The sequence below is a fragment of the Pseudomonas sp. AC193 genome (genome assembly GCF_979258075.1).
Genome location: NZ_OZ409832.1, coordinates 2,163,526 through 2,188,571, shown reverse-complemented (window position 1 = coordinate 2,188,571; position 25,046 = coordinate 2,163,526). Strand labels below are relative to the sequence as shown.

Genomic DNA, 25,046 nt, shown 5'->3' with positions numbered 1-25,046 from the left:
GGCAAGCCCGCGCTTTGGGTTTGGCGATGCCGTTTGGCATGCGTATCATTGCGCCCATTCACTCGCCCATTGTTATTGGAGGGCCCATGAGCCTGCACGAACTGAACACTTTCCCCGGCGTCACCGCCACGCCAGACAGCGCAACCCAAAATTTCGTTTTCAACCACACCATGCTGCGTGTGAAAGACATCACCAAGTCTTTGGACTTTTACACCCGCGTGCTGGGTTTCTCGCTGGTTGAAAAGCGCGATTTCCCGGAAGCCGAGTTCAGCCTGTACTTCCTCGCACTGGTCGATAAAGCCCAGATCCCGGCCGACGCAGCTGCTCGCACCGAGTGGATGAAGTCGATTCCGGGCATTCTGGAGCTGACGCACAACCATGGCACTGAAAACGATGCCGACTTCGCTTACCACAACGGCAACACCGATCCGCGTGGCTTTGGCCACATCTGCATTTCGGTACCGGATATCGTCGCTGCTTGTGCACGGTTTGAAGAGCTGGGTTGCGATTTCCAGAAACGTTTGACCGATGGCCGCATGAAGAGCTTGGCGTTTATCAAGGATCCGGACGGTTACTGGGTTGAGATCATTCAGCCTGCGCCGATGTAATAGCTGAAGAGCCCCTCACCCTAACCCTCTCCCAAAGGGAGAGGGAACTGATTGGGGGATATTGTAGGGTTACGCCGACTTGAACGATTGGTGTTGAATCCATAATCGACTGGGTTCATCAGGTCGATGTACCCCTTCAGGCACTTCGGTAGGCTCCCTCTCCTTCGGGAGAGGGCTGGGGTGAGGGGCCAGATTTCACGCATAACAAAAAACCCCATGATCTCTCATGGGGTTTTTCATTTCTGGCTTTGCAGTTACGCCGGCGCCGAAGTCCGGATCAGGTGATCAAACGCGCTCAACGATGCTTTCGCGCCCTCGCCCACCGCAATCACGATCTGCTTGTACGGCACAGTCGTCACGTCACCCGCTGCAAAGATTCCCGGGATAGAAGTCTCGCCACGGTTATCGACAATGATCTCGCCACGCGGCGACAACTCGATGGTGCCTTTGAGCCAATCAGTGTTCGGCAACAAACCGATCTGCACAAAGATCCCTTCCAGCTCGACCGTGCGCAGTTCATCACTGTTGCGATCCTTGTAGCGCAAGCCGTTGACCTTCTGCCCGTCGCCCGTCACTTCAGTGGTTTGCGCACTGGTGATCACGGTGACGTTCTTCAGGCTGTGCAATTTGCGCTGCAATACCGCATCAGCGCGCAGTTGCACATCAAATTCCAGCAGCGTGACGTGAGCAACGATACCGGCCAGGTCGATAGCTGCTTCAACGCCGGAGTTACCACCGCCAATCACCGCGACACGCTTGCCTTTGAACAGCGGGCCGTCGCAGTGCGGGCAGTACGCTACGCCTTTGTTGCGGTAATCCTGCTCACCGGGCACGTTCATTTCACGCCACCGCGCACCGGTCGCCAGAATCACGCTCTTGGCTTTGAGGGTCGCGCCGCTGGCGAAGTGGACTTCATGCAGCTCGCCGTTTTTGCCAGGGATCAGCTTGTCGGCACGCTGCAGGTTCATGATGTCGACGTCGTATTGTTTGACGTGTTCTTCCAGCGCCGTGGCCAGTTTCGGCCCTTCGGTTTCCTGTACGGAAATGAAGTTCTCGATGGCCATGGTGTCGAGCACCTGACCGCCGAAGCGCTCAGCGGCGACGCCGGTGCGGATGCCTTTACGAGCGGCATAAATCGCTGCCGAAGCACCGGCCGGGCCACCGCCGACGACCAATACATCAAAAGCTTCTTTGGCGCTGATTTTTTCGGCCTGACGTTCAATGGCGCCGGTGTCGAGTTTGGCGAGAATCTCCTCCAGGCCCATGCGGCCCTGGCCGAAGTTTTCGCCGTTCAAGTAGATGCTCGGCACGGCCATGATCTTGCGATCGTTGACTTCATCCTGGAACAACGCGCCGTCGATGGCGACGTGGCGGATGTTCGGGTTGAGCACGGCCATCAGGTTCAACGCCTGAACAACATCCGGGCAGTTCTGGCAGGACAGCGAGAAGTAAGTCTCGAAGCTGAACTCACCTTTAAGCGAGCGAATCTGCTCGATCACTTCAACGCTGGCCTTCGATGGGTGGCCACCGACTTGCAGCAGGGCCAATACCAGCGAAGTAAATTCGTGGCCCATCGGGATACCGGCGAAACGCAGACTGATGTCGGCGCCCGGGCGGTTGATCGAAAACGATGGCTTGCGTGCATCGTCACCGCTGTCGATCAAAGTAATTTGGCTCGAAAGACTGGCGACGTCTTTCAGCAGTTCCAGCATTTCACGGGATTTCGCACCGTCGTCGAGGGAAGCAACGATCTCGATCGGCTGGGTGACCCGTTCCAGGTACGATTTCAACTGGGCTTTAAGATTGGCGTCCAACATACGGGCGATTTCCTTTATTTGAGGCGAAAAAAAGCCCGAGCGAATCTCGCCCGGGCATTTTTTGGGGCGGTGCAGCGTACTTAAGAAGGTGCGGCGTACCGCCCTGAGTTGCGTGTCACAGACTTAGATCTTGCCGACCAGGTCCAGGGACGGAGCCAGAGTGGCCTCGCCTTCTTTCCACTTGGCTGGGCAAACTTCGCCTGGGTGAGCAGCAACGTACTGAGCAGCCTTGATTTTGCGCAGCAGCTCGGAAGCATCACGGCCAACGCCGCCATCGTTCAGTTCAACGATTTTGATCTGGCCTTCAGGGTTGATCACGAAGGTGCCACGGTCAGCCAGGCCAACTTCTTCGATCAGCACGTCGAAGTTGCGGGAGATGGCGTGGGTCGGGTCGCCGATCATGGTGTATTCGATTTTGCCGATGGCTGGCGAAGTGTTGTGCCAGGCAGCGTGGGCAAAGTGGGTGTCAGTGGAAACGCTGTAGATTTCTACGCCGAGTTTCTGGAAGGCAGCGTAGTTGTCCGCCAGGTCTTCCAGCTCGGTTGGGCAAACGAAGGTGAAGTCGGCTGGGTAGAAGAACACGACCGACCACTTGCCTTTCAGGTCAGCGTCCGACACTTGAACGAAGTCGCCGTTTTTGAACGCGGTAGCTTTGAACGGTTTTACTTGGCTGTTGATGATAGGCATTGATGACTCTCCGTCAGGGTTGTGAATTCGATGGGAGAATCCTAACCACTCGCTCGACGGATGGCTCATTGGCAAACCTGATGCTGCTGATATGTTTTGGCTATTAGGCAACTGTATTAATAGAATAAATGGATATCTAGGCGGGCACGTCGGTAATCCGCGACATTCCTTGAAACGGGCTGACCTCGACATAGCGCATCGCAGACTTCATGTCCTTCCAACCGACGTAGCTCATTAACGATTTCAAATCCCAACCACTTTGATGCGCCCAAGTGGCGAAGCCGCGCCGCAGGGAATGGCTGGTGTAGTTTTCGGCAGCGATCCCGGCACGCTGCAAGGCCTGGCGCAGTAAAGGGATGATGCTGTTGGCATGCAGGCCTTCCTCGTTCAGATTGCCCCAGCGATTGATGCTGCGAAAAACCGGGCCGCGCACCAGCGCTGCTTCGGTGATCCAGTCGATGTAGGCCTGAACCGGGCACAGCTTTAACAGCGCCGGCGCTTGATAAGTCTGTCCAAGGTTTTCCCGATCGCCCTTACTGCGTGGCACATAAAGGGTGATGCCTTTGCCGGCGTGCGCTTGCACATGTTCAATCTGCAAGCGGCACAGCTCATCGCTGCGGAAGCCCCGCCAGAATCCCAGAAGAATCAGGGCGCGGTCGCGGTAAGCCTTGAGCAGCGCCGGGCGATCCTGCTTTTCTTTGGCGGTTTGCACTTCGTGCTCCAGGCAATCGATGACGCGCTGCAAATCCTGCAACTGCAACGGCTCGGCCTGTTTCTCCTGTGCCGGGTGCAGGGCGCGAATGCCTTTGAACACCTTGCGCACCACCGGCGCCTTGGTCGGATCAGCAAAGCCCTGACTGTTATGCCACTGCGCCAACGCTGACAGACGCAGCTTCAGCGTATTGATCGATAACTCCCCAGCATGCGCCACCAGATACCGCGCGACGCTATCAGCCGTAGCTGGCAGGAACCCGCCCCACTTCACTTCGAAATGTTCAATGGCTGCACGATAGCTTCGGCGCGTGTTGTCACGGGTGGCGGCTTGCAGGTAGCGATCCAGATCGCTCATGGGCTGTTTTCTCGCTGGCGTACTGATTCAAGGATGCAGACACGCATTTTGCCGCCTGACACTGGGTAATACCAGTATATCCCGTGTCTTTAATATCAATGATTTAACTTTATTTTCAGCATGGTACACTGCGTACTTAAGTGGCATGTACCACAGTATGAAATCGTAGGAGTTCACATGGCCCGTGGCGGCATTACCAAAGCACTGGTGCAGATCGCGCGCACAGCGATTCTGGCTCGCGGAGAACACCCGAGCATCGATGCAGTACGCATTGAAATGGGCAACACCGGCTCGAAAACCACGATCCATCGCTATTTGAAAGAGCTGGATGATGGCGCTCAGCCGACTGAAGCATCAGCAGAACCCATCGACGATGAGTTGACCGCCCTCGTCTCCCGCCTCGCTCAGCGCCTGAAAGAACAGGCGCAAGAGCCCATCGAACAAGCTCGCGAGCAGTTCGACGAACAGCGCGAGGCATTGGAATCGGAGCTGAAGCAGGTTGGTCAGGCGCTGGAAAAAATCGAGCATGAGCACGACATTCAAGGCGCAGCGCTCGCGCGCGAATCCGAAGCGCTGAACAACACGCGCTCGATGCTGCAGACCGAACAAACCCGTAATGCCGGTTTGAATCAGGCCTTGGCCGACTTTGAATTGCGCCTGCAGGACAAGGACGAGCAGATTCGCTCGCTGGAAGAAAAGCACCTGCATGCTCGCGACGCACTTGAGCATTACCGCAACGCCACCAAAGAGCAGCGCGAGCAGGAACAGAGCCGCCACGAAAGCCAGGTGCAGCAGATTCAGGCAGAACTGCGCCAGGCACAGCAAAGCGCACTGGTGCGTCAGGACGAGATCACGCAACTGCATCGCGACAACGAGCGCCTGCTCACGGAAAACCGTGGCACCCAGCGCGAATTGAGCCTTGCACAGGATCAGCTCAAGCAAAGCAATCAGCGTCAGGATCAGTTACTGGAACAAGCGACGCGCGTGGATAGCGAACGCACCCTCCTCCAGGAACGTTTACGCGTGGCCACACTGGAAAGTCAGACACTCAAACAGAACGTCGAAGAGCAGGCGCTCCTCAATCAGTCACTGGAAAAGGAATTAAGCAAAACGCAGGCGAGCCTGGAAGAAAGCCGGCGTCTGGCGGCTACCGTTGCGGCAGCGCCAGACTCGGCCAAACCGAAGGACGCTTAAGCGCCGACCGGTGTACGCATGGTGACAAACTCTTCGGCGGCCGTCGGATGTACCCCGATCGTGTCGTCGAAGTCGCGCTTGGTCGCGCCTGCCTTCAGCGCAATCGCCAGGCCTTGGACGATTTCGCCAGCGTCCGGGCCGACCATGTGGCAGCCGAGAACTTTGTCGGTCTTGCCGTCCACCACTAGCTTCATCAGCGTCTTCTCCTGACATTCAGTCAAGGTCAGCTTCATCGGGCGGAAGCGGCTCTCGAACACCACAACATCGTGGCCAGCCTCGCGCGCTTCCTCTTCGGTCAACCCGACCGTACCAATGTTCGGCAGGCTGAACACCGCCGTCGGGATCATCTTGTAATCCACCGGACGATATTGCTCAGGCTTGAACAAACGACGCGCTACAGCCATGCCTTCCGCCAATGCCACTGGCGTCAGCTGCACTCGACCAATAACGTCGCCGAGGGCCAGAATTGACGGCTCAGTAGTCTGGTACTGATCATCGACCTTGATGAAGCCTTTGTCGGTGAGCTGCACATCGGTGTTTTCCAGTCCGAGATTGTCGAGCATCGGACGGCGACCGGTCGCGTAGAAAATGCAATCCGCCTCCAGCTCGCGACCATCCTTGAGAGTGGCTTTGAGGCTGCCATCGGCCTGTTTATCGATGCGCGCGATGTCGGCATTGAATTGCAGATCCAGACCGCGCTTGGTCAGTTCTTCCTGCAAATGTTTGCGCACCGAACCATCGAAACCGCGCAGGAACAGATCACCGCGATACAGCAGCGTGGTGTTCGCGCCGAGACCGTGGAAAATCCCGGCGAACTCAACCGCGATGTAACCACCACCCACCACTAGTACACGCTTAGGTAGCTCTTTGAGAAAGAACGCCTCGTTGGAACCAATCGCGTGTTCGTGCCCCGGAATTTGCGGAATCTGCGGCCAGCCGCCGGTGGCGATCAGAATGTTATTCGCGGTAAAGCGTTCGCCATTGACCTCGACTTCATGAGGCCCAACGATCTTGGCGTGCGCCTCATGCAAGGTCACACCGCTGTTGACCAGCAAGTTACGATAAATGCCATTAAGGCGATTGATCTCGCGGTCCTTGTTGGCGATCAGCGTCGCCCAATCGAAGTTCGCTTCGCCAAGGCTCCAGCCAAAACCGGACGCTTGCTCAAAGTCTTCAGCGAAATGCGCGCCGTACACCAACAGCTTTTTCGGCACACAGCCGACGTTGACGCAGGTACCGCCCAGATAACGGCTCTCGGCCACCGCCACTTTCGCGCCGAAACCGGCTGCAAAACGCGCAGCGCGCACACCGCCGGAACCGGCACCAATCACATAAAGGTCAAAATCGTAGGCCATTTCTATCTCCTCGGCAGGTGAACAGCATACCTGCCGACGCTCATTGAGCAAGTCTCCAACGGGTTTGCCCTGCATTAGCAACGCCAAGAATCCTCCACCGTCATAGCTTCAGGTATCCGCAAGGTGCGCCAGGTGATCAGCATCGCAACGAGCGCCAAGCCGAAAGCGGCCCATGACACCAGCCCCACACCACCTTCAAACGCCAACGCCGCTTGCAACATCAGCACTTGCGCTTGCTCAGCAGATAACCCGGCGGCGACAGAAAGTGCGCCGGAGAGCGTCTCGCTCGCCAACATAAACTGAATGTCGTTCAAGAAGGCCGGCAGTTGCAAAGCGCCGCGATAGTAGGCCGTGACCAGACCACCAAGCAGAGTAGTGCCCAGCACCACGCCCACTTCATACGCGGTTTCACTGATTGCGGAGGCTGCGCCCGCCTTCGCCGGCGGCACAGCAGACAAAATCACATCGTTGGTCACTGTCGTAATTGCGCCCACCCCGATATTTAGCAAGGCGAACGCTGCCACCCATACCGCCAGACTGCCGCCCATGCTCGCCACCAACAGAAACGCCGCGCCGACAAATCCAGTCAGAATCGGAATCAGGACATGCACGGGCACACGTTTCGCAATCGGCACGACAGCCATCCCGACGATGATCGCCATGATTTGCCCGGGCACGAGCGCCAGACTCGCACTCAGCGGCGACATCTGCAGAACGATCTGCAAGTACTGAGTGGTGAAGAAAACAAAACCTACAAGAAAGGCAAGGCTCATCAGATTGATCAGAATTGAGCTGCTGAAAGCACCATTGCGAAACAGGCTCAAGTCCATCAACGGCTCAGCAAGGCGCGACTGACGCCGCACGAACATCCAGCCTGCTAACAGTCCAATCAGAAACGTGATCAACACGACCTCGTCGATACCGTCACTGGCGCCACGCTTGACGCTGTAAACAATAGCTCCCAACGCGACCATCGATTGCACAATGCTCACTGGATCCAGCGGCCCTGACGCATCCCGCTCCGACTCAGGCAGAAACAGCGGCCCCGAAACCAGTAACGGTATCAGCACAGGCACCGCCAATAGAAAAATGGCGCCCCAATCAAAGAACTCCAGCAGCACCCCGCCGACCAAAGGCCCTAACGCCGAACCCACCGTCAACGTTGTCGCCCAGATCGCCACGGCCAGTCGGCGCTCTTCGCGATCTTCAAATACCCAGCGTATCAACGCCAAAGTCGAGGGCATCAGCATTGCGCCGAAAATACCCATACAGGCACGCCCGATGATCAGCTGCATGGCTGTTTCGGAATAGGCAGTCAAAACAGAAACGACAGCAAAACCAAAGGATCCCGCGAGCAGTAATTTTCGATGCCCGATCCGGTCACCCAAGCTGCCCATCGACACCAGCAAACCTGCCAGCACCAACGAGTAGGCATCGATCATCCACAGTTGCTGACTAGCGGTTGGGTGCAACGCTTCTGCGATTTTTGGCAGTGCGAATCCCAACGCCGTGTTGTCAACGGTCACCAGTAACACTGGCAGCATCAGAACGGCAAGACTCAACCAGCGCGTTTTACTTGGAGGCTTTGCTATCAACACCACGGGTAACTCTCCTTATTGCCAAAAATGGCTCCACGGCAATGCCGTGGAACGCCTCTCCTGCACTCATCCCTGGCAAGAGCCCGTCAGTTCAGCAGTGAATACACCTTCTGACAAACGCTCATTTGTTTCAGCTTGCATCCCAAGAACAAGGTCAGAGACCGTGTCTTTTTTCGGCACAAAAAAAACGCCCCGAACCGGTCGGGGCGTTTTTTGGCCTTCACACAAATGACATCGTGCGAAGGTGCTACAAACGGATCAAGCGCTCTTAGTAAGCCTTGCCAGTCTTGTAGAAGTTTTCGAAGCAGAAGTTGGTCGCTTCGATGTAGCCTTCAGCACCACCGCAGTCGAAACGCTTGCCTTTGAACTTGTAGGCCATGACGCAGCCGTTCTGGGCTTGTTTCATCAGGGCGTCGGTGATCTGGATCTCGCCGCCTTTGCCTGGCTCGGTTTGTTCGATCAGGTCGAAGATGTCCGGGGTCAGGATGTAACGACCAATGATCGCCAGGTTGGACGGCGCGTCTTCCGGCTTTGGCTTCTCGACCATGCTGTGAACACGGTAAATGTCGTCACGGATCATCTCGCCAGCGATTACGCCATACTTGCTGGTTTCCTGCGGGTCGACTTCCTGGATGGCGATGATCGAGCAGCGGAACTGCTTGTACAGTTTGACCATCTGGGTCAGGACGCCGTCGCCATCAAGGTTGACGCACAGGTCGTCCGCCAGCACCACGGCGAACGGTTCGTCACCGATCAGCGGGCGGCCAGTCAGGATCGCGTGGCCCAGACCTTTCATCTCGGTTTGACGGGTGTAGGAGAACGAGCACTCGTCGAGCAGCTTGCGGATACCAACCAGATATTTTTCTTTGTCGGTGCCTTTGATCTGGTTTTCCAGCTCGTAGCTGATGTCGAAGTGGTCTTCCAGAGCGCGTTTGCCACGACCGGTGACGATGGAGATTTCCGTCAGACCAGCGTCCAGAGCTTCTTCAACGCCGTACTGGATCAGTGGCTTGTTTACCACCGGCAGCATTTCTTTAGGCATGGCTTTAGTCGCTGGCAGGAAGCGAGTACCGTAACCGGCTGCTGGGAACAAGCATTTCTTGATCATATAAGTCCTTGAAAAGGCTGTGTGTACGAGTTTCGGCGCAGTCTAATCAGGCGGCGTGCACCTTACAATGCCCCGCGCTGGCTAACCGATGCCATCATAGAGAAATATTCTGGCGGATAGTTCCGCTGGCATCATCGAGCAGCGAAATCAGCGTAGCTCAAAGAATCTACCACCATACGCGCATCATCACCCAGCGCCAGCATTTGCCGGTATCATGGCGACTTTGAAACAGCGAACGAGACAGATAGATGGCCGAACCAAAAATCATCAACGGGTACACCGTCGGCAAGGGCAAAGATGGCCAATGGCACATTACTGCCACCAATGGCGAGGATGTTTCCGGGCCGCTACCTACTGAAGCAATGGCGATTGAGGTGGCCTCGGTGCTCGACTACACCCCTCCTGCGCCTAAGCGTCGCGGCAAAAATCAAGATTGATAGACCGCGTTACGCCATAAGCCCTGCCAATACGCAGGGCTTTTTTGTGTCTACGTGCAAACAAGTGGCCAATCGCTATAACCTTTTCACGCCGGCGCTGTCAGAGCGTCTAGTCCCCCTACTCGCTGAAGACGACACCTATGAACATAAACAAATTTTTGCCACTGATTGCAGTACTGGCATTGGCCGGCTGTGCCACCTCTGAGCCGACGTACCTGAAAACCGGTGAACAGGGTTTGACCATTGATTGCTCCGGCGAAGCCAATTCCTGGGCCACTTGCTATGAAAAGGCTGACGCCTCTTGCGCAGGTACCGGGTATCGCATCGTTGGCACTGACGGCACACCTCAGCCAAAAGAGAGCGACAAAACGCTGGGCGTTGACGTCGGCAACTACAAAACCCGCAGCGTCGTGGTGGTCTGCAAATAAGCGTTACATGTGAATTTCGGCGAACTTGATCCCGAGGCCGCGCACGACTTCGATCAGGTCATCGAGTTTGCTGAACGATTCGACTTCGTCGTTATCGTCGACCAGAAAATAGCTGCGACCGGCGCTTTTCTTGAAAAAGACAATCCATTCACCCGAGTTCGCCGGGTTCTGGATGACATGGGTGGCAGAGATAAGGCCCTCTGCATGGCGCTCCCGCACTTGCTCTCGCTTCATCGCGACTCCAGAAATGAAAATGCCGCCACAGCATGACTGTGGCGGCATTGATGCTGATGACGCTTAGTCTATCAGCCAGAGATGCAGGCGTTGGCCGCGTTACGCACATCGCGAGGGCGTACCGGCACATTGGACATGCGCTCGTGCAGCTTGATGCTGCTGCCGCCGGAGCGGTCTTCGATGTCAAACACCGCTGCTGCACCCGTCGACAATTTGCCCGGGACGATCACCTGGACGCCGTCCTTCTTCGGCTGCACCTGCAGCGCACCACGGCTGTCAGCCAGCTTTTCCGCCAGGCACTGCGCATACTCATGGGGCTTCTTGCCAGAGATCACGCTCATGGTCGGCAGCGTTTCGTTGATTTCAGAAACATTCGCGCAACCACCCAAAGCCAAAACCAACGGCAGACACACCACACCCCACTTCATACAAATCCTCCTTTAAAGACCGTCCGACAGCACAAATGCCGTTTTTCTCCGAGGTCTTCTGCATTTAACCTGCATCCAATCGCGAATATCTGTTCAAAATTGTCAAACCAACGCCCGACGGCCAGATAATAACCCGTGCGGGCTGATAAACTGCGCCCAATCGACAAGCTATCGTTTTGATTTTGTAGAAAAAGCCCTTCTGGAGGCGCCCATGAAATTTATTCACCAGCGCGAGCACCTCAACGAAGACGACATCGTCGTCATCCAATGCTCGCAAACCTGCAACATCCGTCTGATGAACGACGCCAACTTCCGCAGCTTCAAGAACGGCGGCCGTCACACCTACCACGGCGGCGCTTTCGACACGTTTCCGGCCCGCATCACCGCACCGAGCACCGGTTTCTGGAACATCACCATCGACACCGTCAACCGTCGGCCGATCAGCGTGACCCGCAAGCCGACCCTGACGCACTCGATCAAGATCATCCGCCGCTCCAGCACCAAACTGAGCTGAGCCGATCCCGCCAACGCACACAGGTAAGCATGAACGTGGCCCAAACGACCAAATACGTCATCAAGTACAAACTCAATGGCGAACGCCGCTTTGAGTTCGCGCAGTTGGAAAACGGTACCGCCGAAGAAGCCAAGGCTGCACTCGATGCCCTGCATGACAGCGAAGATGTGATTAGCGAAATCAGCGTCAGCAAAGCGTTGTAAGGCGCCGCTGCGAATTCGACCGCAAGCGGCGGAGTGTTCTGCCGCAGGGATGTGTCTAGCCTGATCACCTCGACTTTGCGTCCAGGAATCAGCATGCCAATGTCCCCTGCCCGACTGAATTCGCTCGACTGGTCAGCGCTGGAGCAGCAACTGGATCAGGATGGTTTTGTCATCATCCGCTCCCTGCTGCTTGGCCAGACGTGTGATCGTTTGAGTGACTTGTACCCGCAGACCGAACCGTTCCGTTCGCAGGTCATCATGGCCCGCCACGGCTTCGGTCGCGGCGAATATAAATACTTCCGCTATCCATTGCCCACAGCCGTAGAACGGCTGCGCACAGCGTTGTATCCGTATCTCGCGCCGCTAGCGAATCGCTGGCAGGCGCGCATGAATCTGCCCGAATGTTTTCCGACGACGCACGCTGAATTTATTCAGCAATGTCACGCCGCCGAACAGACGCGCCCTACTCCGCTGTTACTGCGCTATGGCCCGCAGGACTACAATTGTCTGCATCAGGACGTGTACGGCGAACGGTTATTTCCGCTGCAAGTGGCGATTCTTCTGTCAGAGCCTGGCGAAGATTTCACCGGCGGCGAGTTGGTTTTGACCGAACAGCGCCCACGCATGCAATCACGCGTTCACGTCATGGATCTGAAAAAAGGCGACGCCTTGATCTTCGCGGTGAACCAACGACCGGTCAAAGGCGTACGCGGCGACTATCGGGTGACCATGCGTCACGGCGTCAGTCGCCTGCACAGTGGAAATCGGCATACCCTAGGCATCATCTTTCACGACGCATTGTGAACACCATGCAACCGAGCAACTTCGACCTGTTCGCTGACAACGAGCCGCAACAACAACCTCGCGCAGACCAGATCGGTGAACAATCGTGGGTGCTGAGGGGGTTCGCGCTGCCTGTTGTCGATCAACTTCTACCGGCACTTCAAAACGTACTTGAAGCCGCGCCATTGCGTAGCATGATGACGCCGGGCGGATTCAGCATGTCCGTCGGCACCAGCAGTTGTGGCGCTTTGGGCTGGATCACCGATCGCAGTGGTTACCGTTACTCCAGCGTCGACCCGCTCAGTGGAGCGCCATGGCCATCAATGCCAGAGGCCTTCGCTGAATTGGCCCATTCAGCCGCCACCCAAGCCGGTTTTCCTGATTTTGTGGCAGATTCCTGCCTGATCAATCGCTATATCCCCGGCGCCAAGATGTCTTTGCATCAGGACAAAGACGAAAATGCCTACGCCGCGCCGATTGTTTCTCTGTCACTGGGTTTACCGGCGATGTTCCTGTTCGGCGGTTTTGCCCGCAGCGACAAGACCCAACGTGTTCCGTTGCTGCACGGCGACATGGTGATTTGGGGCGGCGTCGATCGGCTGCGCTTTCATGGCGTGTTACCGATCAAACAGGGTCGTCATCCGCAACTCGGTGAGCAGCGGATCAACCTGACCTTTCGCGTAGCCGGATAAGCTTAAGAGTTTGACCGCAAGGCCCGGAGTGTTGTCCTCGCCGGCGCTGGATAACCTGAATCAAACAGGCCAACGGATTAACCTTCATGAAAACGCTTTCGACCCACCTCAACATCGAAAACGATCCACGCTGGGCCGCCGTCGTTGCCCGCGATCCACGGGCGGACGGGCAGTTTGTCTACGCGGTGAAAACCACCGGCATTTATTGCCGCCCGAGTAGCCTGGCGCGCCTTCCAAAACCACAGAATGTGGAGTTTTTCGACAGCGCTGTCGAGGCTGAAGCGGCGGGTTATCGGCCGAGTAAGCGCGCCGGTAAAGATCAGACGGAGGTCAACGCTCAACACGCGAAGACGGTGGCGCAAGCCTGTCGGCAGATTGAGTCGTCTGAAACGTTACCGACGCTAAATGACCTCGCGGAAACAGCAGGCTTGAGTCCGTTTCATTTCCACCGCGTGTTCAAAGCTTCTACCGGACTCACCCCGAAAGGTTACGCCGCCGCGCATCGCTCGCGCAGGGTGCGTGAACGCTTGGCGGACGGCGGCTCGGTGACCGATGCGCTGTATGACGCGGGCTTTAATTCCAATAGTCGTTTCTATGAATCAGCCGATCAGGTTTTAGGCATGAAGCCCGGTGATTACCGCGCGGCCGGGCAGAACAACGATATCCGCTTCGCTGTCGGCGAATGCTCGCTCGGGGCAATTCTGGTGGCGCAAAGTGATCGTGGGGTTTGCGCGATTCTGCTGGGGGACGATCCGCACCAATTGGTGTGTGATTTGCAGGATCAGTTTCGCCTCGCCAATCTGATTGGTGCCGATAGCGATTTTGAGCAGTTGATCGCAAAAGTCGTGGGGTTTATTGAAGCGCCGGCCATTGGCCTCGACTTGCCGCTGGACGTCAGAGGCACGGCGTTTCAGGAGCGAGTCTGGCAAGCGCTGCGGGAAATCCCTGCGGGCAGCACTGCCAGTTATTCCGAGATTGCCCTGCGCATCGGCGCGCCAACCTCGATGCGCGCGGTGGCTCAGGCCTGTGGTGCGAACCGGTTGGCTGTAGCGATCCCCTGTCACCGTGTGGTGCGCAGCGACGGCAACCTCTCCGGTTACCGTTGGGGCGTCGAACGTAAGCGCCTGTTACTGGATCGCGAAACGCAGGCCTAGAGTCGGCTGATTCTCAGCGATTGACGTCGACCACCACCCGGCCACGAATGCGCCCGGCAAGCAACTCAGGCGCAGCATTAATCGCCTCGCTTAAAGCGATTTCATGGCTGATCAGGGGCAACAAGGCGAAATCCAGATCCTTGGCCAGACGATCCCAGGCCTGCACGCGACGGGCCTTGGGTTGAGTCACGCTGTTGACGCCCGCGAGGGTCACGCCGCGCAAAATGAACGGTGCAACCGAGCCCGGGAAGTCCATGCCCTGCGCCAATCCACACGCGGCAACGGTGCCTTCGGAACGCGTACTGGCGCAGGCGTTGGCCAATGTATGGCTGCCGACCGAATCGATCACCGCCGCCCAGCGCTCCTTCGCCAATGGCTTACCCGGTTCGGACAGGGTTGCACGATCGATGATTTCGCTGGCGCCGAGTTGCTTTAAATATTCGTGCTCAGAAGCCCGGCCAGTGGACGCCACCACGCGATAACCCAAGGTGTTCAGCAGCGCAATGGCAAAGCTGCCGACGCCGCCATTGGCGCCAGTCACCAGCACCTCGCCTTGCTCCGGGGTCACGCCGTTATGCTCGAGCGCGAGAATGCACAGCATCGCCGTGTAACCCGCCGTGCCAATGGCCATGGCTTGTGCAGCGGTGAAGGCTTCGGGCAACGGAATCAGCCAATCGCCATTGAGTCGCGCTTTCTGCGCCAGACCACCCCAATGGGATTCGCCGACGCCCCAGCCGTTGAGCAACACCTTGTCGCCCACTTTATAGTCGGGATGCGAACTGGCTTCGACGGTGCCCGCCAGATCAATCCCCGGCACCATCGGAAACTTGCGCACCACCGGGCTGCTGCCGGTAATCGCCAGACCGTCCTTGAAATTCAGCGTGCTGTAGGCCACCTGCACCGTGACATCGCCATCGGGCAGTTGATCTTCATTGAGTTGCTGCAGGTCGGCGCGGTAACCGCTGTCGTCTTTGTTGATCACAATGGCGTTGAACATGAGTGCCCTCGCATGGCTGGATGTTGAAATGTCGTGCCTTGAAATACCACATCGCAACACGTTGCCACACTCGACTTTGTGCCTGGCTTAAATTTCATCGGGTAATTTCATTGTCGGCGTCTATGCTTTTTCGACTACCCTGCTGATCCCGGCCAAGCCCTCTAGAATCCCCTTGTCGATGGAGTTGACGATGTCTCACCCGCGTACTCTTGTAGTGATGCTGATGCTCAGTCTGCTGGCATTTGGCAATGCGTGGGCGGCGCCTGCCCCGGCTGCTGATGCGGCAACATCTGCAGCACCGAGTGAGCCGGCGTGGCCACAAGTCATTACCAGCGGCAAATCGAAATTGACTGTGTACCAACCGCAACTCGACAGTTGGGACGGTTACACGCTCAACGCTCGCGCGGCTGTCGAAGCCACCGGCGCTGATGGCAAATCCACTTACGGCATCGTCGAGTTCAGCGCCCACACCCTGGTCGACAAGGCCACCCGTTGGGTCGCGCTCGATCAATACAAAATCATCAAAGCCGATTTCCCGGCCGATGCCAGTCAAGCAGACACTTGGGCGGCAGCGCTGCAAAAAGACGCCGACAAGCGCAAGAAAACCATTTCCCTTGATCAGCTCGAAGCCGCTGTCGGCGTATTGTCGGCAGAACAGAAGGCAGACAGCGCTCCGCTGGAAAACACCCCGCCGACCATCATCAGTTCCGACGTCCCGGCGATGCTGGTGTACATCGACGGTGATGTGGCGTATCGGCCGGTGGAAGGCACGTCGCTGCAACGAGTGATCAATACTCGCCCGCTGCTGCTCAAGGACGAACAAGGCAAACACTATCTGCACGTGTTTGATGGCTGGATGGTCGCAGACCAGATCAACGGTGATTACACACGTCTGGCAAAACCGCCAGCCGATCTGGAAAAAGCCAAACTGGCCGCCATCAAAAGCCGTCAGGTCGATCTGCTGACCGGGCAAAGTGATCCGAAAGACAAGATCCCCAGCCTGGCCAAACCGCCGCAGCCAAAGATCTTCATTGCGACCACGCCTACCGAGTTACTGGTAACTGATGGCGCGCCGCAATGGCTGCCGATTCAGGGCACCGGCCTGCTCTACGTCAGTAATACCACCGGGCATATCTTCAAGGAAATCGGCGATCAGAACAGTTATGTGTTGATCTCCGGGCGCTGGTTTCGCGCCAGCGACATGAAGGGCCCATGGACGTTCACCCCGGCGGACAAACTGCCGGCAGACTTCGCCAACATTCCCGACGACAGCCCGAAAGAGAACGTCAAAGCCTCGGTCGCCGGCACTCCGCAGGCGAAAGAAGCGGCGATTGCCGCGACCATTCCGCAGACCTCGGCGATCAAGAAAAGCGCGGTGAAAATGACCGCACCGCAGTTCGATGGCGAGCCGCAGCTCAAAGCGATCAACACCACGCCGTTGCAATATGTAGTCAACAGCGCCACACCGATCATCCGGGTCGACAACAACAGTTGGTACGCCGTGGAAAATGGCATCTGGTTTACCGCCACGTCGGTGAACGGCCCGTGGGTCGTGGCCAGTTCGGTGCCGGCGGTGATCTATTCGATCCCGCCGAGTTCGCCGATGCATTACCTGACTTACGTGAAAGTCTATGAGTCCAGCGGTGATACCGTGGTGGTCGGTTATACCCCGGGTTATCAGGGCTCCAATATTGATCCGGTGACTAATGTCGTGGTTTACGGCACCGGTTATCCGTACACGCCGTGGGTCGGTAGCGTCTGGTACGGGCCGCCGGTGACTTACGGTTTCGGCGTCGCGATCCGCTACACCCCGTGGACTGGATGGACATTCGGATACGGTTTCGGCTGGAGTTGGGGCGGCAGCACCGTGGCGATGGGCTGGGGCTGGGGCGCTTATCCGTGGTGGGGAAATTACGGTTGGGGTTACGCCTGGGGCCCGCGCTTGTATCCAGCGCCACTGGCCTGGGGCGGCGCTGCTTATGGTTATCGTGGCGGCGCAGTGGCGTGGGGCCCGGGCGGATGGGCCGGCACTACCGGCAATATCTATCACCAGTGGGGTGACCGCGCGACGGTCAGCCGCTATGGCGCCGGTTACAACGCCTGGACCGGCAATCGCTGGGCAGGTCAGGTCGGTTCCTCCTACAACTCGCGCACCGGTGTGGCGGCCGCCGGTCAACGCGGCGCGGTACACAACGTCTACAACGGCAATTACGCGGCCGGCCGCAGCGGTGCAGTCGTCGGGCCGAATGGCGGCGCTATCGCCGGCGCGCGCCTGACAGAGGGAAATACGCGCACCGGTACGCAGGTCACTGCCAATCGCGGCGCGGTGTACAACCCTAATACCGGCAAGACCACCCAATATGGCGCTATCCACGGCCGCAACGGTGGCGCCGCGCAGGTCGGCAACAACGTTTATGCCGGGCGCGACGGCAACGTCTACAAAAAAACCGACAGTGGCTGGCAATCGATGGTCGGTGGTGGTGGCAGCACACGCGCGGCGCCGCTGAACAACAACCCACAGCTGCAAAATCTCAATCGCGATTCCGCTGCGCGTAATTTCGGCAACCAGCGCACCAACAACTTCCACAACTCCTCGCAATTCATGAATCACTCCTTCGGTGGTGGTGGAGGCGGCGGATTCCATCGACGTTAACGGCTTGTGAATTTCGGACTGGCCCTGAGTCCGGTTTTGCTGTTAAAAAACCGGCTCAGCCGTCCCTGCCCGTTTCAACGTTCGGAGTACCGCTTTCATGAGCCAATGGCCAGACACCCGCATTCTTGACCTGTTCGGCATCGAGTTGCCGATCATCCAGGGCCCGATGGCCGGCGCCACGAACTCGTCGATGGTGATTGCCGTGTGCAACGCTGGTGGCTTGGGTTCGATGCCCGCCGCGATGTTGAGCATTGAGCAGTTGCGTGAAGAACTGAAAACGATCCGCGAGCACACCGACAAACCTTTCAACGTGAATTTCTTCTGCCATCAGCCACCGGCAGCCGATGAACAGCGCGCGCGTGAATGGAAGAATTTGCTGGAGCCTTATTACCGCGAACTGGGCGTCGACTCTAATGCACCGACGCCGGTGTCCAATCGGGCGCCGTTTGATGCGGCCGCTTGCGAGGTACTGGAAGAGTTTCGCCCTGAAGTGGTGAGTTTCCACTTCGGTCTGCCGGAAAAATCTCTGCTGGATCGGGTCAAGGCTACAGGCGCGAAAATCATCTCCTCGGCCACCACCGTCGATGAAGCCGTGTGGCTGGAGCAAAACGGCTGCGACGCGATCATTGCCATGGGCTATGAAGCCGGCGGCCATCGCGGGATGTTTCTCAGCGATGACCTGAGCAGTCAGGTCGGCACCTTTGCTTTGGTACCGCAGGTGGTTGACGCGGTGAAGGTTCCGGTGATTGCGGCCGGTGCGATTGCCGATGCTCGCGGGGTGGCGGCGGCGTTCATGCTCGGCGCGTCAGCGGTGCAGGTCGGCACGGCGTATCTGTTCACCCCGGAAGCGAAAGTCAGTGCCTCACATCACAAGGCTTTGCGTACAGCCAAGGAAAGTGAAACGGCCGTCACCAACATTTTTACCGGGCGACCGGCGCGTGGGATTCTCAACCGTGTGATGCGCGAACTCGGGCCGATGTCGGCGAAGGCGCCGGCCTTTCCTTTGGCTGGTGGCGCGCTGATGCCGCTGCGAGCGAAGGATGATGCGCAGTTTGCCAATCTTTGGGCGGGTCAGGCGTTTACGCTGGGACGGGACGTAAGTAGTGCGGAATTGACGAGGCAGTTGGCGGAGGGGGCGTTGGCGAAATTTGTGAGGTAGCGGACGGATTTCGCAGCAATTGGAAAGAGGGCGTGCTGCGCGCGCCAACGGGGATAAATCCCCTCGCCACAGGGGAGTGTTTCGCTATATATTTCGCTATATAGCGAAACCACCCTCGCATCGGCGCAGTCCACCTCCAACAATAACTGCCCTCTGCACTTGCCAACAACGGAGCTGTTACATGACCACTCGTGCCTCACGTTTTGCCCCAACTTGCCTGGCCGCTTTGCTGGCGACCTTCGCCATCGGCGCTGCTCAGGCTGATGAAGTGCAAGTGGCAGTTGCCGCCAACTTCACCGCACCGATTCAAGCCATCGCGGCAGATTTCGAAAAAGACACCGGGCACAAACTGGTTGCTGCCTATGGCGCCACTGGCCAGTTCTACACCCAGATCAAGAACGGCGCGCCGTTCGAAGTGTTCCTCTCGGCCGACGACACTACCCCGGAAAAACTCGAGAAGGAAGGCGATACCGTTAAAGGCTCTCGCTTCACCTACGCCATCGGCACCCTGGCGCTGTGGTCGGCAAAAGAAGGCTATGTCGATGCCAAAGGCGATGTGCTGAAGAAGAACGAATACCAACATCTCTCTATCGCCAACCCGAAAGCTGCGCCTTACGGCCTGGCCGCCACCCAGGTGCTGGAAAAACTGAAACTGACCGAAGCCACCAAAGCCAAGATCGTTGAAGGCCAGAACATCACCCAGGCCTACCAGTTCGTTTCCACCGGCAACGCTGAGCTGGGCTTTGTAGCGCTGTCGCAGATCTACAAGGACGGCAAAGTCAGCAGCGGTTCGGCGTGGATCGTTCCAGCCAGCATGCACGACCCGATCAAACAGGACGCCGTAATCCTCAACAAAGGCAAAGACAACGCCGCCGCCAAAGCACTGGTTGAATACCTCAAAGGCCCGAAAGCCGCTGCGGTGATCAAGTCTTACGGCTACCAGCTCTAAATGTCGCTGACGAGTGCCGATTTCGCGGCGATCTGGCTGACCCTGAAACTGGCGTCCCTGACCACCGCGATACTGCTGGTTGTCGGCACTCCGATTGCCCTGTGGTTGTCGCGCACCCAATCGTGGTTGCGCGGCCCGATCGGGGCGATCGTCGCCCTGCCCCTCGTGCTGCCGCCGACCGTCATTGGTTTTTATCTGTTGCTGATGATGGGGCCGCACGGTTTCCTCGGCCAGTTCACCCAATGGCTCGGGCTTGGCACGTTGACGTTCAGCTTCACCGGGCTGGTGATTGGCTCGGTGATCTATTCCATGCCGTTCGTGGTGCAACCGTTGCAAAACGCGTTCTCGGCGATCGGCACCCGCCCATTGGAAGTGGCGGCGACCTTGCGCGCCAATCCTTGGGACACTTTTTTCAGCGTGATTCTGCCGCTGGCCCGTCCCGGTTTTATCACGGCGGCGATCCTCGGATTCGCGCATACCGTCGGTGAATTCGGCGTCGTGCTGATGATCGGCGGCAATATTCCCGACAAGACCCGTGTGGTCTCGGTGCAAATCTACGACCACGTCGAAGCCATGGAATACGCGCAGGCCCATTGGCTCGCCGGTGCCATGCTGGTGTTCTCGTTCCTCGTGTTGCTGGCGCTCTATTCCAGCCGCAAAACCCGCGCAGGCTGGAGCTGATCGATGATCGAAGCACGTCTGAAAATCGCTTATTCGGGCTTCAGCCTGGATGTCGATCTGCACTTGCCGGGGCGCGGCGTTTCCGCTTTGTACGGACATTCCGGCTCGGGCAAAACCACCTGCCTGCGCTGCATTGCCGGCCTGGAGCGCGCCGAGCAAGGCTTCGTGCAAATCAACGACGAAATCTGGCAGGACAGCGACAACGGCATTTTCGTCCCGCCGCATAAACGCGCGTTGGGTTATGTGTTTCAGGAAGCCAGTCTGTTTCCGCATCTGTCGGTGCTGGCCAACCTGCAATTCGGCCTCAAACGTATCGCCAAATCGCAGCGCCGGGTTGATCTGGCACAAGCCACCGAACTGCTCGGCATCGGCCACTTGCTCGAACGTCATCCGCAGCATTTGTCCGGCGGTGAACGCCAGCGTGTCGGCATCGCCCGTGCACTGCTGACCAGCCCGAAACTGTTGCTGATGGACGAACCCCTCGCCGCCCTCGACAGCCAACGCAAAAGCGAGATCCTGCCTTATCTGCAACGGTTGCATGACGAACTGGATATTCCAGTGCTGTACGTCAGCCACGCGCAGGACGAAGTCGCGCGACTGGCCGACCATCTGGTGTTACTCAGCGACGGCAAAGCGCTGGCCAGCGGCCCGATCGGCGAAACCCTCGCGCGTCTGGATCTGCCGATGGCAATGGGTGATGACGCCGGGGTAATTATCGAAGGCCAGGTCAGCGCTTACGACACCAAGTACCAACTGCTGAGCCTGCAACTGCCGGCCACCGAAATGAACATTCGTGTCACTCACGAACCGATGACTGTCGGCCAGGCCCTGCGCTGCAAAGTGCACGCGCGGGACATCAGTCTGGCGCTGCACAATGACGCTTCCAGCAGCATCCTCAATCGACTGCCGGTCACGGTGGTCAGCGAACAAGCGGCGGACAATGCCGCCCATGTGCTGATTCGTCTCGATGCCGGGGGCACCCCGCTGCTCGCGCGCATCACCCGCTACTCGCGCGATCACTTGGCGATCCATCCGGGCCAACAACTATGGGCGCAAATCAAGGCAGTTGCAGTGCTCGCATAAATCATTCGGCACCACGGCGAGAGCGCGCGGTCAATCGTTTTACAGACCGCCGCGCCACTTAAGGAAGTCGCCATGTCCGAAACCGAGCTGACCGATGCACTGCCATCCGACCTGCACTACGTCGATGAAACGCAGCCCGGCATCACCCGCAAAAAACTGCGCGGCAAGTTCGCCTATTTCGAGCCGTCCGGTCAGCGCATTACCGACCCGGACGAAATCAAACGCATCAACGCCCTCGCGGTTCCGCCGGCCTATGTCGATGTGTGGATTTGCGCCGACCCGCGCGGTCATCTGCAAGCCACCGGCCGCGACGCCCGGGGTCGCAAGCAATATCGCTATCACGCTCGCTGGCGCGAAGTGCGCGATGCCGACAAATATTCGCGGCTGCGCGAGTTCGGTCTGGCGCTGCCAAAACTGCGCAAACAACTGGAAACACTACTGGCCGCGCCCGGTTTTAGCCGCGATAAGGTTATGGCCACGGTGATCACTCTGCTCGACGCCACGTTGATTCGCGTCGGCAACACGCAATACGCCCGCGACAATCGCTCTTACGGGCTGACCACCCTGCGCAGTCGCCATGTCGAAGTGAATGGCAGCGCGATCCTGTTTCAATTTCGCGGCAAGAGCGGCATCGAACACCAGATCACCGTCAAGGATCGACGCCTCGCGCGGATTATCAAACGCTGCCTGGAGCTCCCCGGACAGAATCTGTTTCAGTACCTGGACGAACACGGCGAGCGCCACACCGTCAGTTCTTCCGACGTCAACAGTTACCTGCAAACCCTGACCGGCGCCGATTTCACCGCCAAGGATTACCGCACCTGGGCCGGCAGCGCCTTGGCCTTGGCGGTGTTGCGTGAACTGCAATGGGAGTCGGAAACCGAGGCCAAACGGCATGTGGTCGACATGGTCAAAGGCGTCGCCAAACAGTTGGGCAACACGCCAGCGGTGTGCCGCAAGTGCTACATCCACCCAGCGGTGGTGGAAAAATTCATGCTCGGCGCCCTCGCCGAACTACCGCGCCCACGCGTGCGCAAGGGGCTGCGCAGTGAAGAAGTGGCCCTGGCGATGTTTCTCGAACGGATGAGCGAGATGGCCGTCGCACCTTGATCGTCCGGGCATCGTCGTCTAGGCTAGCCACCTTCCCCTCTTCAGGATGACCGCAGAAGTGAACAATCAGGCTCTCTAAAAATGTAATCGCGACAGTCGCCGCTTGGCGTTTGTCAGTCTTCACGACATTTTTTGGAGGTGCCGATGACTCACGTCTCGCGTACGCCTGCCCTCGTCTCGCTCAATCAGCTGAGTTTCCAATTCGCCAATCGCGAGACGATTTTCAACGCACTGAATCTGCAGTTCGATCTTGTCCCGACCGCGATTGTCGGTCGCAACGGTGTGGGCAAAAGCCTGCTCGTGCGCCTGATTGCCGGGCAGCTACAGCCCACCTCCGGGAGCGTTTCAAGCGCAGTGCCTGTGATGTACGTACCCCAAACATTTGTCGGCGCCCCTGGCCAAACGGTGGCGGACGCGACGGGGACAGCCCAAGTACTTGAAGCATTGCAGCGCCTCGACCAGGGCAATGCCAGCGCCGACGATTTCGACATCATCGGCGATCGCTGGGATTTGCCGGAACGTTTACGGCAGATGCTTGATGAGTGCGGACTCACCGATATCGCTGATACCGACCTCACCGAAAACCTCAGTGGCGGCCAACAAGTCAGAATCGCCCTGATCAAAGCACTGTTGAGCCAGGCGCAATTGCTGGTGCTGGATGAGCCGACCAATCATCTGGACAGCGCCGGTCGCCACTGGCTGCTGAATACACTCAATCACTGGCGCGGCGGTCTGATCGTCATCAGTCACGATCGACAGTTGCTGGAGCGGATGCAGCGGATCGTCGAACTGACGCCGTTGGGCGTGAATGTTTTCAGCGGCTCTTACTCAGCCTTTACCGAACAACGAAGCCTGCAACACGCAGCCGCTCAGGCACAACTCGATCAAGCCAGAACCGAACGTCAGCGCGAACGTTCCCGCCTGCAACGCGTGCACGACACGATCCAGCGCCATGCCGCCAACAGCCGTCGCAATGCGCAAACCGCGAACGTCTCCAGCATCGAACACGCCGGCATGAAAGGTGCGGCGCGGGACATCATGGGACATGTGCGCGTTGGCCATCAGGCGCGTAAATCCGATCTCGATAACCGCGTGCGTGAGGCGTTTACAAAGGTGTTGCCCGAAGACAGTGTGCTGATCAATCTTCCGGGCAGCGTGGTGCCGAACAGCCGCCAAGTCTGCACGCTCGTGGACGCGTGCCTGCCGTGGTTATCGCCGGTGAGCCGGCTGAGTCTCGCGATCCAGGGGCCGATGCGCATCGCCGTCAGTGGCCCTAACGGCTGCGGTAAATCGACCCTTCTGAACATGCTCGCCGATGAACTGGAACCGGTCAGCGGTACCTGCACGACTCACGTACCGATGGCATTTCTCGATCAACAACTGCGTCTGCTTGATGACGGAAACTCCATTGTTGACCAGTTGCTGGCTCAGCAAACACCGTTGAGTGAAGGCATGTTGCGCAGTTATCTAGCGCACCTTCAACTAAATGCCCAGCGTGCGACGCAGCCCTGCGCTTTGCTCAGCGGCGGCGAACGCCTGAAGGCTGCACTGGCATTGGCGTTGTGGCGCCAGACTCCGGCGCAATTGCTCTTGCTTGATGAACCGACCAATCATCTCGACCTGGCTTCGGTGGAAGCTTTCGAACAGTCATTACAGAGTTTTCCCGGCGCCATTGTCGCGGTTTCCCACGACCAGACGTTTCTACAAGCGTTGAATCCAAGCCATCGGCTAACGTGGCAGCCAACCGGTTGGCTGCTGCAACCGACGAGTTGAGCTGACTATTTTTTGCACGATTGCCACAGGCTTCTATAGTTGATCTGACACGAATCAGCTGCGGTGACGCCATGGAAGACATTTTCGTTGTGAAGCGTTGCAACAAGATCATCATTCATGGTCGGCGCGCCGAGGACAGCCAGCACGAACCCGCCGAAGCCATCGGCTGGTTTCGCATTTGCGATACACGCACAGGCGGTTTCATCGGCGATGGCTACGACCGGGAGGAAGACGCACGGCGCGAATGCCTGCGTCTCAACGCAGCGAGTTCGATATTGCCGGCTCGCGAATCGTCAGCCTGATGCTGATCATTTGCGGGTCTATACTGAAAC

General features: G+C 57.9%; 26 protein-coding genes. 17 read left to right on the top strand and 9 right to left on the bottom strand.

All coding sequences use genetic code 11. The features are described 5' to 3' along the window. Positions 1-86: 86 nt before the first annotated feature. Positions 87-608 carry a lactoylglutathione lyase gene (gene gloA / locus ACZZ0D_RS10060; protein WP_401238134.1) on the top strand — a complete coding sequence of 174 codons (522 nt, stop codon included), beginning with the start codon at positions 87-89 and terminating at the stop codon, positions 606-608. Between the two features lie 254 nt (positions 609-862). On the opposite strand, the gene ahpF is transcribed toward gloA, so the two are convergent. From ahpF to ACZZ0D_RS10045, 3 genes are all read right to left on the bottom strand, one after another. Further along, positions 863-2,425, bottom strand: a complete 1,563-nt coding sequence (ahpF, locus tag ACZZ0D_RS10055) for an alkyl hydroperoxide reductase subunit F (protein WP_400644936.1) — start codon at positions 2,423-2,425, stop codon at positions 863-865. 123 nt (positions 2,426-2,548) lie between these two features. Then, entirely contained in the window at positions 2,549-3,112 is a 564-nt protein-coding gene (ahpC, locus tag ACZZ0D_RS10050) for an alkyl hydroperoxide reductase subunit C (RefSeq protein WP_007912224.1), read from the bottom strand. A gap of 136 nt (positions 3,113-3,248) precedes the next feature. Beyond that, positions 3,249-4,181 carry a site-specific integrase gene (locus ACZZ0D_RS10045; RefSeq protein ID WP_463553095.1) on the bottom strand — a complete coding sequence of 311 codons (933 nt, stop codon included), beginning with the start codon at positions 4,179-4,181 and terminating at the stop codon, positions 3,249-3,251. Between the two features lie 177 nt (positions 4,182-4,358). Between ACZZ0D_RS10045 and ACZZ0D_RS10040 the strand changes: the two genes are divergently transcribed. Next, positions 4,359-5,375: a DNA-binding protein gene (locus ACZZ0D_RS10040; RefSeq protein WP_463553094.1), complete on the top strand. Its 1,017-nt coding sequence runs from the start codon at positions 4,359-4,361 to the stop codon at positions 5,373-5,375. Here the strand turns inward: ACZZ0D_RS10040 and gorA are convergent. From gorA to galU, 3 genes are all read right to left on the bottom strand, one after another. Continuing rightward, positions 5,372-6,730: a glutathione-disulfide reductase gene (gorA, locus tag ACZZ0D_RS10035; protein ID WP_426620097.1), complete on the bottom strand. Its 1,359-nt coding sequence runs from the start codon at positions 6,728-6,730 to the stop codon at positions 5,372-5,374. The genes ACZZ0D_RS10040 and gorA overlap by 4 nt on opposite strands. A 74-nt stretch (positions 6,731-6,804) precedes the next feature. Further along, entirely contained in the window at positions 6,805-8,331 is a 1,527-nt protein-coding gene (locus tag ACZZ0D_RS10030; protein ID WP_463553093.1) for an MFS transporter, read from the bottom strand. 265 nt (positions 8,332-8,596) lie between these two features. Further along, positions 8,597-9,436 (bottom strand): UTP--glucose-1-phosphate uridylyltransferase GalU, encoded by an 840-nt coding sequence (gene galU, locus ACZZ0D_RS10025; protein WP_053120371.1) that lies wholly within the window; start codon positions 9,434-9,436, stop codon positions 8,597-8,599. Positions 9,437-9,684: 248 nt separating this feature from the next. Between galU and ACZZ0D_RS10020 the strand changes: the two genes are divergently transcribed. Together ACZZ0D_RS10020 and ACZZ0D_RS10015 are read left to right on the top strand one after the other, a co-directional pair. Next, positions 9,685-9,873, top strand: coding sequence for a hypothetical protein (locus ACZZ0D_RS10020; RefSeq protein ID WP_053120372.1), 189 nt, complete (start codon positions 9,685-9,687; stop codon positions 9,871-9,873). A gap of 140 nt (positions 9,874-10,013) precedes the next feature. Continuing rightward, positions 10,014-10,301: a hypothetical protein gene (locus ACZZ0D_RS10015; protein WP_249342556.1), complete on the top strand. Its 288-nt coding sequence runs from the start codon at positions 10,014-10,016 to the stop codon at positions 10,299-10,301. Between the two features lie 3 nt (positions 10,302-10,304). On the opposite strand, the gene ACZZ0D_RS10010 is transcribed toward ACZZ0D_RS10015, so the two are convergent. Together ACZZ0D_RS10010 and ACZZ0D_RS10005 are read right to left on the bottom strand one after the other, a co-directional pair. Continuing rightward, positions 10,305-10,535, bottom strand: coding sequence for a hypothetical protein (locus tag ACZZ0D_RS10010; protein WP_053120375.1), 231 nt, complete (start codon positions 10,533-10,535; stop codon positions 10,305-10,307). Between the two features lie 71 nt (positions 10,536-10,606). Beyond that, entirely contained in the window at positions 10,607-10,963 is a 357-nt protein-coding gene (locus ACZZ0D_RS10005) for a hypothetical protein (RefSeq protein WP_053120376.1), read from the bottom strand. Positions 10,964-11,174: 211 nt separating this feature from the next. On the opposite strand from ACZZ0D_RS10005, the gene ACZZ0D_RS10000 reads away from it, so the two are divergent. The 5 genes from ACZZ0D_RS10000 (at position 11,175) to ada (ending at position 14,309) form a co-directional block, all read left to right on the top strand. Next, positions 11,175-11,477 (top strand): DUF1883 domain-containing protein, encoded by a 303-nt coding sequence (locus tag ACZZ0D_RS10000; RefSeq protein ID WP_007946189.1) that lies wholly within the window; start codon positions 11,175-11,177, stop codon positions 11,475-11,477. A gap of 29 nt (positions 11,478-11,506) precedes the next feature. After that, positions 11,507-11,680 carry a hypothetical protein gene (locus ACZZ0D_RS09995; RefSeq protein ID WP_156316150.1) on the top strand — a complete coding sequence of 58 codons (174 nt, stop codon included), beginning with the start codon at positions 11,507-11,509 and terminating at the stop codon, positions 11,678-11,680. Between the two features lie 93 nt (positions 11,681-11,773). Continuing rightward, entirely contained in the window at positions 11,774-12,484 is a 711-nt protein-coding gene (locus ACZZ0D_RS09990; RefSeq protein WP_463553092.1) for a 2OG-Fe(II) oxygenase, read from the top strand. 5 nt (positions 12,485-12,489) lie between these two features. Further along, positions 12,490-13,155 carry a DNA oxidative demethylase AlkB gene (gene alkB / locus ACZZ0D_RS09985; protein WP_400751611.1) on the top strand — a complete coding sequence of 222 codons (666 nt, stop codon included), beginning with the start codon at positions 12,490-12,492 and terminating at the stop codon, positions 13,153-13,155. 86 nt (positions 13,156-13,241) lie between these two features. Further along, complete coding sequence (ada, locus tag ACZZ0D_RS09980) at positions 13,242-14,309, top strand: bifunctional DNA-binding transcriptional regulator/O6-methylguanine-DNA methyltransferase Ada (protein ID WP_463553091.1); 1,068 nt, start codon at positions 13,242-13,244, stop codon at positions 14,307-14,309. A 13-nt stretch (positions 14,310-14,322) separates the two neighbouring features. On the opposite strand, the gene acuI is transcribed toward ada, so the two are convergent. Further along, the gene (gene acuI / locus ACZZ0D_RS09975; protein WP_463553090.1) at positions 14,323-15,306 is read right to left on the bottom strand and encodes an acrylyl-CoA reductase (NADPH); all 984 of its coding nucleotides are present in this window, start codon (positions 15,304-15,306) and stop codon (positions 14,323-14,325) included. 190 nt (positions 15,307-15,496) lie between these two features. Here acuI and ACZZ0D_RS09970 point away from each other — a divergent pair, with 190 nt between their 5' ends. From ACZZ0D_RS09970 to ACZZ0D_RS09935, 8 genes are all read left to right on the top strand, one after another. Next, on the top strand, positions 15,497-17,959 hold the full coding sequence (locus ACZZ0D_RS09970) for an autotransporter (RefSeq protein ID WP_463553089.1): 2,463 nt from the start codon (positions 15,497-15,499) through the stop codon (positions 17,957-17,959). Between the two features lie 97 nt (positions 17,960-18,056). Beyond that, a complete protein-coding gene (locus ACZZ0D_RS09965; RefSeq protein ID WP_463553088.1) occupies positions 18,057-19,118 on the top strand; it encodes an NAD(P)H-dependent flavin oxidoreductase in 1,062 nt (353 codons plus the stop codon). Between the two features lie 181 nt (positions 19,119-19,299). After that, positions 19,300-20,067, top strand: a complete 768-nt coding sequence (gene modA, locus ACZZ0D_RS09960) for a molybdate ABC transporter substrate-binding protein (RefSeq protein WP_053120386.1) — start codon at positions 19,300-19,302, stop codon at positions 20,065-20,067. After that, complete coding sequence (gene modB / locus ACZZ0D_RS09955) at positions 20,068-20,748, top strand: molybdate ABC transporter permease subunit (protein WP_212550761.1); 681 nt, start codon at positions 20,068-20,070, stop codon at positions 20,746-20,748. It abuts the gene before it with no gap. A 3-nt stretch (positions 20,749-20,751) separates the two neighbouring features. After that, the gene (modC, locus tag ACZZ0D_RS09950; RefSeq protein ID WP_463553087.1) at positions 20,752-21,831 is read left to right on the top strand and encodes a molybdenum ABC transporter ATP-binding protein; all 1,080 of its coding nucleotides are present in this window, start codon (positions 20,752-20,754) and stop codon (positions 21,829-21,831) included. 72 nt (positions 21,832-21,903) lie between these two features. Then, on the top strand, positions 21,904-22,941 hold the full coding sequence (locus ACZZ0D_RS09945) for a DNA topoisomerase IB (protein ID WP_463553086.1): 1,038 nt from the start codon (positions 21,904-21,906) through the stop codon (positions 22,939-22,941). Positions 22,942-23,085: 144 nt separating this feature from the next. Further along, positions 23,086-24,714, top strand: a complete 1,629-nt coding sequence (locus ACZZ0D_RS09940) for an ABC-F family ATP-binding cassette domain-containing protein (RefSeq protein ID WP_463553085.1) — start codon at positions 23,086-23,088, stop codon at positions 24,712-24,714. Positions 24,715-24,785: 71 nt separating this feature from the next. Further along, on the top strand, positions 24,786-25,016 hold the full coding sequence (locus ACZZ0D_RS09935) for a hypothetical protein (RefSeq protein ID WP_053120397.1): 231 nt from the start codon (positions 24,786-24,788) through the stop codon (positions 25,014-25,016). The last annotated feature ends 30 nt before the right edge of the window (positions 25,017-25,046 follow it).